This window comes from Cutibacterium sp. LaCa_255, from assembly GCF_057458005.1.
Genome location: NZ_CP190956.1, coordinates 2,001,101 through 2,012,927, shown reverse-complemented (window position 1 = coordinate 2,012,927; position 11,827 = coordinate 2,001,101). Strand labels below are relative to the sequence as shown.

10 protein-coding genes are annotated in these 11,827 nt (G+C 64.6%); 3 read left to right on the top strand and 7 right to left on the bottom strand.

What is annotated here, in order from left to right; translation table 11 throughout:
• The first annotated feature begins 24 nt into the window (after positions 1-24).
• The 3 genes from ACP8ML_RS09140 (at position 25) to metG (ending at position 2,955) form a co-directional block, all read left to right on the top strand.
• Positions 25-867 carry a polysaccharide deacetylase family protein gene (locus tag ACP8ML_RS09140; RefSeq protein ID WP_249361313.1) on the top strand — a complete coding sequence of 281 codons (843 nt, stop codon included), beginning with the start codon at positions 25-27 and terminating at the stop codon, positions 865-867.
• Positions 864-1,085 carry a hypothetical protein gene (locus ACP8ML_RS09135; RefSeq protein WP_249361315.1) on the top strand — a complete coding sequence of 74 codons (222 nt, stop codon included), beginning with the start codon at positions 864-866 and terminating at the stop codon, positions 1,083-1,085. The genes ACP8ML_RS09140 and ACP8ML_RS09135 overlap by 4 nt, the downstream gene beginning before the upstream one ends.
• Before the next feature lie 85 nt (positions 1,086-1,170).
• The gene (metG, locus tag ACP8ML_RS09130) at positions 1,171-2,955 is read left to right on the top strand and encodes a methionine--tRNA ligase (protein ID WP_117189660.1); all 1,785 of its coding nucleotides are present in this window, start codon (positions 1,171-1,173) and stop codon (positions 2,953-2,955) included.
• A 107-nt stretch (positions 2,956-3,062) separates the two neighbouring features.
• Here the strand turns inward: metG and ACP8ML_RS09125 are convergent, their stop codons facing one another.
• The 7 genes from ACP8ML_RS09125 to ACP8ML_RS09095 form a co-directional block, all read right to left on the bottom strand.
• Positions 3,063-3,584, bottom strand: a complete 522-nt coding sequence (locus tag ACP8ML_RS09125) for a 3'-5' exonuclease (protein ID WP_429830924.1) — start codon at positions 3,582-3,584, stop codon at positions 3,063-3,065.
• Positions 3,585-4,313: 729 nt separating this feature from the next.
• The gene (locus tag ACP8ML_RS09120; RefSeq protein ID WP_171048657.1) at positions 4,314-5,966 is read right to left on the bottom strand and encodes an MFS transporter; all 1,653 of its coding nucleotides are present in this window, start codon (positions 5,964-5,966) and stop codon (positions 4,314-4,316) included.
• 94 nt (positions 5,967-6,060) lie between these two features.
• Complete coding sequence (locus ACP8ML_RS09115) at positions 6,061-6,579, bottom strand: nucleoside/nucleotide kinase family protein (RefSeq protein ID WP_117189663.1); 519 nt, start codon at positions 6,577-6,579, stop codon at positions 6,061-6,063.
• Positions 6,580-6,845: 266 nt separating this feature from the next.
• Positions 6,846-8,690, bottom strand: coding sequence for a DUF2207 domain-containing protein (locus ACP8ML_RS09110; RefSeq protein ID WP_117189686.1), 1,845 nt, complete (start codon positions 8,688-8,690; stop codon positions 6,846-6,848).
• Positions 8,691-8,770: 80 nt separating this feature from the next.
• Positions 8,771-8,944 (bottom strand): hypothetical protein, encoded by a 174-nt coding sequence (locus tag ACP8ML_RS09105; protein ID WP_171048658.1) that lies wholly within the window; start codon positions 8,942-8,944, stop codon positions 8,771-8,773.
• A gap of 358 nt (positions 8,945-9,302) precedes the next feature.
• Positions 9,303-10,979, bottom strand: a complete 1,677-nt coding sequence (locus tag ACP8ML_RS09100; protein WP_065673800.1) for a phospho-sugar mutase — start codon at positions 10,977-10,979, stop codon at positions 9,303-9,305.
• A 25-nt stretch (positions 10,980-11,004) separates the two neighbouring features.
• Positions 11,005-11,817: a purine-nucleoside phosphorylase gene (locus ACP8ML_RS09095; protein WP_063279515.1), complete on the bottom strand. Its 813-nt coding sequence runs from the start codon at positions 11,815-11,817 to the stop codon at positions 11,005-11,007.
• Between the last annotated feature and the right edge of the window lie 10 nt (positions 11,818-11,827).

Sequence of the window (11,827 nt, the reverse complement as noted above, 5' to 3'; positions counted from 1 at the left end):
CCGACCCGCCGAGGGGCGGCTCCCGTGTCGCCGACCTCCGCGACCTCGCCCGCCCATGTCGACGACTGGCAACCGGTGCGCGAGCACTGGGCCGAGTCCGACCTGGAACCCTTCCACGGCACCGTCCAGCATCTGTTCATCCACCAGATCATCCCCCTTCCCCCACGTGGCGTTCGCCAGCGAGGAGGGGCAGGACTTCGACGACTGGTACATCACCAGGTCGGAGGCCGTCGCCCTGCTCGACGAGCTGCGCGCCCGTCACTACGTCCTCGTGTCGCTGGCCGACTGCTTCGTGCATCGCGGTCACGCCGTGGTGCCCAACCCCGAGCTGCGCGTGCCTCGCGGTCACAAGCCCCCGTCCTGTCGATCGACGACCTCAGCTTCAACCGTTTCCTCCTGGGCAAGGGGTTCATGGACCGGATCATCATCGACTCGACCGGGCACCTGTCGAGTATCGGCAAGGACCCGTCGACCGGCAGACAGGTCAAAGAACCCACGAACTGCATCGTCGGACTGCTCGACGGGTACCTGCGTGCCCATCCTGAATTCAGCCTCAACGGGGCGGCCGCGACCCTGGCTCTCACTGGGTACGAAGGCATCATGGGTTACCGAACCGACCGTCACGAGCGCAACCGGGCCGCCCAACAGGAGGCCGTCAAGCCCATCATCGCCCTCATGAGGAAACGGGGGTGGACCTTCGCCAGTCACTCCTACGGACACATCGACCTGGGTTCGAAACGGATGACCCGGGAGTGGGTTACCGATGACACCGCCAAATGGAAGCGGGAAGTCGGCGAACTCCTGGGCCCCACGTCCCTGTACATCACCCCGTTCGGTTCCCTGGCCGCCTTGGATGGCCCCTCATGAAGGTCATCCGCGAGGCTGGTTTCGACGTCATCTGCGACGTGTCCGACGGCACGACGGTGGACCAGTGGCCCGACCTCGGCCTCGTCGTGCAGAGCAGAGTGCACGTCGACGGATACGGGATGCGTCACACCCCCCACATCTACCGGGGCTTCTTCGATGTCGACAAGGTCTTCGACCACCGTCACCGGCTGGCCAGGTGGGGCCACCACCACTTGTGACGGCCCACCGACGCTGGTGACGTCGCGGTGACGCCGGCCGCGGGACGATGCGGCCGCTAGGGTGCGTTCCGATAGACTTCGCACCATGTGTGCCAACATTCTTGCCGCCGTCGCGTGGCCCTACGCCAATGGGCCTCGACATATCGGCCATGTGTCCGGATTCGGTGTCCCCTCTGACGTCTTTGCCCGGTACATGCGAATGTCGGGCCACCGAGTTCTCATGGTCTCCGGCTCGGATTGCCACGGCACCGCCATCTCGGTCAAGGCTGATCAGGAGGGTCTCACGGCCCAGGAGTGCGCCGAGAAGTATCACCGCATCATCGCCTCTGACCTGCAGGGCCTTGGCCTGTCCTACGACCTGTACACCTCGACGATGACGGACAACCACGCTCACGTCACCCAGGAGATCTTCACCCGCCTCCACGACAACGGCTACGTCGTCAAGAAGACCGAGATGGGTGCTTTCGAGCCGTCCACCGGCCGCACCCTGCCAGACCGTTACATCGAGGGCACCTGCCCGATCTGTGGGTACGACGACGCCCGCGGTGACCAGTGTGACGACTGTGGCCGTCAGCTCGACCCGGCCGATCTGCTGAACCCGCGTTCCAAGACCACCGGGGCCACTCCCGAGTTCCGCGAGACCGAGCACTTCTTCCTCGATCTCCCCGCCCTCGCCGAGTCCTTGACGGCCTGGATCGACACCCGCACCGATTGGCGTCCCAACGTTCTCAAGTTCTCCCACAACCTCCTCGAGGAGCTGCGCCCGCGCGCCATCACCCGTGATCTTGACTGGGGCGTCAAAGTGCCGGTCGAGGGCTGGGAGAACGAGCCCATGAAGCGCATCTATGTGTGGTTCGACGCTGTCATCGGCTACCTGTCGTCCTCCATCGAGTGGGCCCGGCGCATCGGCAAGCCAGATGCTTGGCGCGAGTTCTGGAACGACGATGATGCCCGCTCCTACTACTTCATGGGCAAGGACAACATCGTCTTTCACTCCGTCATCTGGCCCGGCATTCTGTTGGGCACCAACGGACGTGGTGACAAGGGAGGCGAGCCTTCCGCGGAGCTCGGCATCCTCGACCTGCCGACCGAGATCGTCTCCAGTGAGTTCCTCACGATGAGTGGTTCGAAGGTCTCGAACTCGCGTGGTGCCACCATCTTCGTCGGGGACTTCCTGCGTGAGTTCGGACCAGACGCCCTGCGTTACTTCATCGCGGTGGCCGGCCCGGAGAATCAGGACACCGACTTCACCTGGGAGGAGTTCGTCCGGCGGGTGAACTTCGAGCTGGCCAATGAGTGGGGCAACCTCGTCAACCGGTCCATCTCGATGGCCTTCAAGAACTGTGGCGAGATCCCGGCTGCCGGTGAGCTGACCGACGCCGATCGCGAACTGTTGGACGCCTCGGCTGGCGGATTCGACACCGTTGGGGACCTGCTGGCCCACGCCAAGTTCAAGGCCGCCATCACCGAGGCCATGAGGATCGTCGGACTGGCCAACGCCTACATCTCCGCCCAGGAGCCTTGGAAGCTCAAGGACAACCTGGAGCGCCGCAACACCGTGCTGCACGTGGCCCTTCAGGTCGTCAGTGACGTCAACACCATGCTCACCCCGTTCATGCCGCACTCGGCCCAGAAGATCTACGAGGCGCTGGGTGGCGAAGGCGTGTGGGCGGCCCAGCCCGAGCTCGTCGAGACCGACGGTGCTGCCCCCATCCTCATGGGTGACTACGCTTCGGAGAAGGCTTCGTGGGGACGTCGCGAGATCGCGGTCGGAACCCTGCTGGTCAAGCCCAGCCCGATCTTCCGGAAGCTGGACGCCAAGCTTGCCGAGACTGGTCCGGAGTGGGCCCCGGTCAACCCGCAGTCCTGATACACGGAGCTGCCAAAAACCGGCGATGGCAACGTCACCATCGCCGGTTCCGGGCAGTTTTTGGCAGCTCCGTGTAGTACCCGGCGGGTACCGGCTGGGGCAAGAGGTCAGAGTTGGCTGGCCAGTCGCTGCAATTGGCAGACGATGAGGGCGCACGCCTCGGCGTCGGAGTCCGCCCGGTGGTGATTCAGGTGGTAATTCGGTTCACAGGCCTGAAGTACCGTCGGAAGCTTGTAATTGGGCAGACCACGGATGAGGCGTTGGGCCGTCCGGTAGGAGCAGAAGAACGGGGACGGCAGGGTGACAGTGCCGAAGTACTCGTCGAGCTGGCGCCACACCCGAGAGTCGAACATGGCATTGTGAGCGTAGACGGGGGAGCCGGCGACAAATTCCGAAATCTCGTCGGCCACCGCAGGCCACATCGGGGAGTGCTGGACATCTGCTGCGGAGATGCCGTGCAGGTAGGTGAACTGGAAAGCGTCCCATCCGGGAGGAGGACGCAGCAGGGAGTTGAATCGGTCGACGATTCGGCCTTCACTCACCCTGACCATGGCGAGCTGACATGCGGACACCCCGCCCTGCCGGTTGGCCGTCTCGAAGTCCACGGCGACGAAGGTGTCGCAGGCCATCTGTTCCGGTGAGGGAATCAGTCTGGAATGCCGAGGCGTTCGTGTCGCGCGGCCCTTCCGGATGGGGGCCACGGTGTGCGGCGCCGGGGGCTGACTAACGACGGGCCAGTCCAAGGACATGGTGTCCTTCGTCCGCTTGCCGGCTTCCACTAGACGTTTCCATTCCTCGTGGTATTCCGTGGCGTCGCGTTCCTCCACCTTGGCCCACAGTTCCTGGGCCTTGGCCCGACGTTTCCGCAGGTCTAGGTGTTCGTCGATCCGATAGGACTCGATACCCAGGTTGAGCCAGAACTCGATCGTCCGCGCCTCCTCGGGGTAGCACCTCATCCTGTGGAGGATCTTCGCCACCTCGATGACCCAGGACTCGTCGGCGGTGTCAGGGGCCTCCCGTGCCATCGAGATCATCGAGAACATGCATCCGGATGCCAGGATCAACGCCTGTTCGTAGTCACCCTCACGCTTGAGGGCCGCGATCTCCTGACGCCACCGGCCATTGTCTCGGCCTCGGTACATCGGGACAATCCGGTCGGAGTCGTCCACCATCGCGAAGAGATCGCGAAGGTCTTTCGGTGTCGCACGCTCGGGATGACGCAACAGCCTGCGCAGCCACTGCGGCACTGTCATGCTTGATGCCATGCTGAACGCCCTTCCAGAAACCATCACCGGTCAGGTGCGACCAAGGATTCCGCTCAGGGTATTCCTCGGGGCCGACAGCGTCCCCGTGCGTTGTCACGCCTCCTGCCTTCGGGCCTGACGCATGACCATGAAGGATCCGAGCAGGCCGAGCACCAGGAAGAGTGCGGAGAACCCGATCGACCATGCCGCCGCGTGTGCAAAACCAGTCTCGAGGCCGTGGATGACGGCGTTCCGGGCGTCACCCAGTGAACGGATGAACGGGCTGTCAGGAGAGGCGTTGCGCAGTCCGGTGATGGCGGATCCAGCCGAGTCCTGGGTGGCCCGGACCAGCTTGTCGAGCACCTTGGTCGGCACACCGCTGGTCGAGGACACCTCGTCAGGAATGGTGTGGCTCATCGCAGAGCCAAGGGCAGACCCGGCGATCGCAGCACCGAAGGCCGAGCCGAGCTGACGCACCGTCGACTGGCTGGCCGAGCCCGCTCCCGAGTGCTCCTGGGGAATGTCATGCAACACCGTCGAGGTGAGCTGAGCCGATGCCAGGCCGAGGCCAATGCCGTAGACCACCAGAGTCAGCATGACGAACCACGTCGATGCCTGGGCGCCGACCGTCCAGGCCAGCAGTCCGACGCCGACGACTTCCAGGGCCAGCCCGAGGACGACGACGCCAGGAGCTCCCACACGGGCTGCCAGGTGACGGGCCGAGGCCCCGGAGAAGAAGGCACCCAGGGCCATCGCGGCCAGCACGACACCAGTGCGCACCGTCGACAGACCGACCGAGTTCACCAGGAACAGGGGCAGTACGAACATCAGCGAGAACTCACCGATGGCCACCGTCGCTGCGGTCAGGTTGCCCCAGGAGAAGGTGCCGACACGGAACAGGGTGAGGTCGATCAGGGCGTCACGGCCGATCTTGGCGCGGTGGCTTTTCCACACGATGAACAGTGCGATGAAGACCAGACCGATGGCGATCGCCCACGGCACCGGGGACATCGACCAGCTCTCCGGCCACGACCAGCCGAAGACCTTGAGGGGCTCCTTCTTGGTCCACCAGCCGAGCGAGGTGGCCTCGATGAGGCCGAAGACGAGCAGGCCGAAGCCGATGGCCGAGGTGAGCAGACCGTCGACGTCAACGCCCTTCTCGGCCTGCTTGCCACGAGTCTGTGGCACCCATGCGGCGATTCCCGCCAGCACGAGCAGACCCAAGGGCAGGTTGACCCAGAAGATCCAGCGCCAGGAGGCGTACTCGGTCAGGACTCCACCGAGCAGCGGGCCGAGAGCGGCCATACCGCTCATGACGGCGCCCCAGATGCCGAAAGCCGCGGCGCGGTCCTTGCCCTGGAACAGCGAGTTCACCGAGGACAGGGTGGACGGCAGCACCAGCGCACCACCAACACCCTGGACGGCACGCGAGGCGATGAGTGAACCAGAACCTGACGCCATCGCGGCGAGCAAGGAGCCTCCGACGAAAAGCACGACACCGGCGGCGAAGGTGGTACGACGGCCAACCCGGTCACCGAGACGCCCGGCGCCAAGCAGCAGAGCGGCGAAGATGACGTTGTAGATGGCGTTGACCCACTGTGCGTCAGTGAGGTCCAGGTCGAGGGCCGAGATCATCGTCGGCAGGGCGACACCGACAATCGTCCCGTCCAGGATGATGAGTGAGAGCCCGGCGGCGAGGACGGCGAGGGCCTTCCAGCGTCCGGGGACGCGTTGGGCCGCGGTGGCGGCGGAGGATCTGTCTGTCACGGCATTCCTTTCGACCCCACCGACACTACGGAGCACGAGGCTCCTCAGCATCGATCAAAAGGTTGAAAACCCTCCGGCACTCAACCCATGGTGACTAGTCCATGAGGGACGCGACGGTGGCACTCGCCCGCCTCATGCTCATCGGCTGGAATCCCATGACGATGGCCCGTGATCGCAGTGCAGGCTCTGCCTGGCACAGGGCCAGACCACGACGAATCAGCACGGGTGGGGACTTGCGGTGCTGTCGCAGATCGCGGATGAGACGACGGGCGAAGTTGAACCAGCGGGGACGATCCAACCAGATGGGCAGGACCTCCATGCCGGCTCGCAGGCACGGATCGAGCAGGTCGAGGGCGAAGATCCCCTCGGCGACGACGGCTGTCGCATCTCCCACATCGACGAGGTGGGTGCCATCGGCCCGAGACCTCGAGATGTCGTAGCAGGGAACGACGGTCTGCCCGTCGGCCGCGAGTTCACCGAGGGCGTCCACAGCCGCTGGAAGGTTCCAGGAGGCGACGTCGTCCCAGTCGACCATGCCGCGCACCCGGGGGAGGCCGGGCTCGTCATGATCGTGGTAGAAGTCGTCAAGGCGCAGTTCAGGCAGCTTAGCCATATGGGTCAGACGGGATTTCCCGGCCCCAGAGGGTCCTGCCAACAGGATGATCGTGCGCGCCACGGCTGATCAGTCTATCGGTAGGCCCATCATGACCATGGAGCGCCCACGAATCTGCCGACGATGGAAGAGGCAGCACCGCCTCAGGGGGTTGGTCTCGCAGGGCGCTCGCTGCCAACCGCATGGCGTGGCTCAGTTTCCTGGTGAATTCGCTGATCCCGGTGGCACGGTGTCGTCGCCCTCGACCACCATGGGAGTCTAGAGTGTCACCAGCTTCCACCGCCCCCACCGCCGAAGCCGCCGGAGGATCCCGAGGAGAATCCGGAGCTGGAGCTCGAGGTGCTGGACGACGCTGCTGCCGTCATGGACGACGACATCGCTTCGGTCATGTCGTTGAAGGCCGAGGTGAATGACTGGTTGCGGTGATAGCCGTAGCCGTACAGCGGGTACCACATCGGGTCGGGGGACCAGCGTCCCTCAGCCTCGAGCCGTTCGAACAGGGTGACCCAGCGGTCGACGATGCCGAAGGCCGCGGCCCAAGAAAGGTAGGCCGAGAAGATGTCGAGGTCCTCCTCGATCTGGATCTGCTCCGCCTCGATGGTAGCCAAGTAGTCGCGGAATCCCCGCACCTGATCGGTTACCGCGGTGCCCAGAGCGCTGCGAGGTGGTCGGACTTTCCGGGACAGGCCGAGGAAGAGGATGCCGGCCACGAATGTGACGAAGGTCAGGACGAAGTAGACAATGGTGCTTCCGCCTCCGAGAAGGAAGGGGAATCCGGAGACGAACCCGAGTATGCCGAGGATGATCAGGGCGACCCCGATGGCGACGATCCCGAGCCGTGCCTGGCGATGGGACTTCGTGAAGTAGCCGGCCTGGTCGTTGAGCTCGTCGAGATCCTTCTTGGCGTTCGGCAGAGCAATGTTGCCATTCTGGCGACGCAGTTCTCTGGTGGTGATGCTGTTGCCGCTGCCGATGAGGGAACCGAGGAGACGAGCTTCCCAAGGCGCCAACGAGTCCTCCCCGCGCAGCCAGTTGAACCGCCACTCCGGCTTCTTGAACACCAGGCCGGAAGGCTCTTCCTGGTTGATTGACAGATGGTGCCGAGCGACAAGGTCGAGCATGCCGGCGGTTACGGTATTGGTGTCGGCATTGCCGTTGAGGAGGGCTCCTGCTTGTGCCGGGGTGATGCCAGCCGGCGGATGGACGAGGATGGGCGCCTCGACCTTTCCTCGTCGACGCCGGACCTGCTGCAAATCAGGTGCCGGAATGAACCCAGGGGCTTCGTCGGCAAATTCCATGTCGCGCTTGCGGAACAGGGACGCCCCGAGGCCGATGAGGCCTAGTACAACAACGGCGACAACGTAGGGGATGACGGTGAGGTACTGCGGGAGGTCGGCCCGGGAGCCCGATGTGGCCTCGGTCACCGTGGCGTCAGCAGCGGAGGTGAAGGTACCGGCAGGGACACCGGCCACCACCCGCCAGGTCTTGTTGGCATCAATCTTGCGGGCCGAGAAGGTAACGGTTTTCGTGCCCGTTGAGGAGGTGTCGCACTCGCCGTCCTCGACCTCACAGTAGACCTTCGTTACATTGGCGGGTGCCGTGATGGTCACCTTGGAGTTGCCGACGAGAACGCCCACATTGGTGAAGATGCGCCAGTTGATCTCGTCGAGGTGAGATTCCTTGTTGTCCCGACCGATGAGACCGTGAACCATGTAGGTGATCCGGTATTTCTGCATACCGGTGACGGTCTGGTCCTTAGACCCCATGCGCAGCTGTAGTGCGCCGCCATTCTCCTTGTGGAGGTTGGCCGGAGCTCCCGACGGGCTCGAGGCATGAATGTCACTGTAGGTGACATGGCGGACGTGGCCGGGATTGTCGGTGAGTGACTGTCTCGTGACGAAGGTCAGGTAAGGCCCGTGTCTGTCCGCGTCAGCGAAGTCGTAGGTGAGGTCAAGGGTGACTCGAGCGTCGCCGTCTCGATCGAGGGTGGCGTTGACGTTGTAAGCCGTGATGCGTTCGTCGCCCTGGGCATGGGCCGGAACGGCCGGGACCACAGCGACAAAAAGCGTCAGCAGGAATGCTGTTAATACGGCGAATGGGGTACGTCGCATGGAATCAGTGTGAGGCACCCTAATTCGACCGACACCCTTTCTGAAGAGGAGTGGTGGTCAGTGAGTGGACTTGGGGATCGCTATCCGAGATGTTTTTCGTCTCCCAGGTGAGGTGGTGCCGCTGACCTGATGACCATTTCCCGTGGCCCTTCGGAAGCATCCTCGTCGAGACTGACCTGGGCATCCCCACCAGCGTCGAGAACGGTACCGGCGTCATATTCGGTGATGCGTGACAGCTCGACGGAATGGGTCATCGGAGGCAGACGGTCGGTAGGAAGGCGAGCTATCACGGCACACCGGGGATGTCGCACGATCGACGATGTAGGAGCAAAGGGTTCATTCGCCGCGTACAAGTGACCTCACACGGTGAGAAAGGGGAATCTACCGGTGGCTATTACGGCTTATGCGGAAGGACCCTTTTCATGGGTTCTGATCCGGAGCCATTGCGCCCATACGTCGAGCATCTCCAACGGATACGGCACCACCGATACCGTCTGGAACACCGGCCTGCGCCCCTTCGACCATCCGGCGATGGCTGATCCGGACGGGGAGGCCGCCCCGGACTCGATTCGGGGCGGTGACACTGGGTCGGAATTCCTTGTCAGAATCGCGTCAGATCCCGAGCGCCTTGGCCATCTCCCCGCGCAGGGCGACCATTTCGGCGTCCAGCTTGGACTTGGCAGCCGGCAGGTCGGTCGACGACTCCTCAGGAGTTGCCCGCACCTCGAGGTAACACTTGAGCTTGGGCTCGGTGCCGGAGGGACGAGCAACGACGTGGACGCGAGGTCCAGCCAGCTCGATGGCGTTCTGCTCGGGCAGCCCGGACCCATTGCTGGGGTCGTCGAGGTCGCAGACGTCGACGGGGTCGCCCAGCAGGGTGGCCGGAGGCTGGCTGCGCAGACGGTCCATGGCGTCGGAGATGATCGACATGTCGGTGACGCGCACGGCCAGCTGGCTGGTGCGGTGCAGACCATGGGTGGCCCAGATCTCGTCGAGCCGCTCCGAGATCGTGGTGCCGGAGGCCTTGAGCTCACCCACCAGACGCATGATCGTCGCCAGGGCAGTGATGCCGTCCTTGTCCGGCACATGGGAGGGGTCGCAGCAGTAGCCGATGGCCTCCTCGTAACCGAAGACGAGGCCGGGAACGCGGCCAATCCACTTGAAACCGGTCAGGGTCATCCGGTGCTCGCGTCCTGCTGCCTTGGCCATGCGTCCCAGACAGGTCGACGAGACCACCGAATTGGCGTAGACCCCGTCCAGACCACGACGCAGGGCATCGTCACCCAGCAGGGTTCCGAGCTCGTCACCGGTGAGCATCCGCCAGTCACCGTCGATGACGGCGGCAACGGCACAACGGTCGGCGTCAGGGTCAGAGGCGATGACGACGTCAGCGTCATGTTTGCGAGCCTGGGCGATGGCCAGGTCGATGGCGCCCGGCTCCTCGGGGTTCGGGAAGGCCACGGTGGGGAAGTCCGGGTCCGGGTCGAGCTGCTCAGCGACACCGACGAACTCCGGCAGACCGGCCGTCTCGACGAGGTGACGCACGACGCGGGTTCCGACACCGTGCATGGCGGTGTAGACCCAGGTGACGTCCGGATTGGCCGTGGTCAGTTCGGCAGCACGGGCGACGTAGGCGTCGATGAGTTCGTCGCCGATGAGCTTGATGTCGTCACCACGCGGGATCGCCCCGACAGGATCGGCCGACACGACCTCGATCTCGTGGGCGATTTCGGTGTCGGTGGGAGGCACGATCTGGGAGCCGTCGCCCAGGTACACCTTGTAGCCGTTGTCGGCTGGCGGGTTGTGGGAGGCGGTCACCATGACGCCGGCAACTGCGCCGTAATGCTTGATGGCGAAGGCGGTTACCGGGGTCGGGATGGGGGAGTCGGCCAGCAGGGCGTGGAACCCGGCCCCCGCCATGATCTCGGCTGTGTCGCGGGCGAAGACGTCGGAGTTGTGCCGGGCATCGAAGCCGATGATCACCGACCCCTCCTTCTCGCCGTGGGCACGCAGCCAGGCTGCGAATCCGGCAGCTGCACGCTGGACGACGACTCTGTTCATCCGGGACGGTCCGGGTCCGAGAGCGGCACGCAGGCCAGCGGTACCGAAGGTCAACGGGCCGGAGAAGGCCGACTCAACGGCCGCGACGGCCTCGGAGTCACCGTGCTGGGCACGGGTGAGCAGGTCGGACAGTTCGGTGCGGGTGGCCTCATCAGGGTCCTGGTCGAGCCAGGACTGAACCTGGGTGACGAGTTCGGGGGACAGCCCCTCGGATTGTGTGGTGGTCATGGTTCCTCAATGGGTGTGGGGTGGATCAGATGGCAGCCGTGATGTCAGCGAGCAGACCCGCCAGCCGGGGGGCGGCCTCCTTACCGGCGGCAATGACCTCGGCGTGGTCCAGCGGGGCGTCGGTGACACCAGCAGCGTGATTGGTGACCAGGGACAGGCCGAGCAGGTCGAGTCCGGCTTCCCGGGCGGCGATGGCCTCAAGTGCGGTCGACATGCCGACGAGGTCGGCGCCGATGGTGCGAGCCATGCGTACCTCGGCAGGAGTCTCGTACTGGGGGCCGCGGAACTGGGCGTAGACGCCGGTCGGGGTGCCTGGGGCGACCTTCTCGACGACCTCGAGCAGTGTCGGGGTCCATGCCCTCGACATGTCGATGAAAGTGGCGCCACGCAGCGGGGTGGCACCTGTGAGGTTGATGTGGTCGCGAATGGCGACGACGGTTCCCGGGCCCCAGGACGGGTCGAGGCCTCCGCAGCCATTGGTGAGGATCATCGTGCTGGCGCCAAGAGCCGCGGCGGTGCGCACTCCATGGACAACCGGTTCGACTCCACGTCCCTCGTAGAAGTGGGTGCGTCCGGTCAGAACGACGGCGGTCCTGCCGGTGGGCAGCTTGACAGCAACCAGGTCGCCGCCATGCCCGGCAACGACCGGTGTCGAGAATCCAGGCAGTTCGCCGAGCGGGATTCGTCCAATCATCTCGCCAAGGCGATCAACTCCGGCGGACCAGCCCGAGCCGAGCACGAGTCCCACATCGACGCTGGTGAGCGAGAGGCGGGAACGGATGGCATCGGCAGCATCGCGGGCGATGGCCTGGGGATCGGTGAAATCCGGTGTCGTCATGGGGTCAACC

Coding starts and splice junctions, on each gene's coding strand:
- ACP8ML_RS09105 (WP_171048658.1), bottom strand. CDS start 8,944: ATGACCCATTCCGTCGAGCTGTCACGCATCACCGAATATGACGCCGGT.
- ACP8ML_RS09100 (WP_065673800.1), bottom strand. CDS start 10,979: ATGACCACCACACAATCCGAGGGGCTGTCCCCCGAACTCGTCACCCAG.
- ACP8ML_RS09135 (WP_249361315.1), top strand. CDS start 864: ATGAAGGTCATCCGCGAGGCTGGTTTCGACGTCATCTGCGACGTGTCC.
- ACP8ML_RS09115 (WP_117189663.1), bottom strand. CDS start 6,579: ATGGCTAAGCTGCCTGAACTGCGCCTTGACGACTTCTACCACGATCAT.
- ACP8ML_RS09125 (WP_429830924.1), bottom strand. CDS start 3,584: ATGGCCTGCGACACCTTCGTCGCCGTGGACTTCGAGACGGCCAACCGG.
- ACP8ML_RS09110 (WP_117189686.1), bottom strand. CDS start 8,690: ATGCGACGTACCCCATTCGCCGTATTAACAGCATTCCTGCTGACGCTT.
- metG (WP_117189660.1), top strand. CDS start 1,171: ATGTGTGCCAACATTCTTGCCGCCGTCGCGTGGCCCTACGCCAATGGG.
- ACP8ML_RS09095 (WP_063279515.1), bottom strand. CDS start 11,817: ATGACGACACCGGATTTCACCGATCCCCAGGCCATCGCCCGCGATGCT.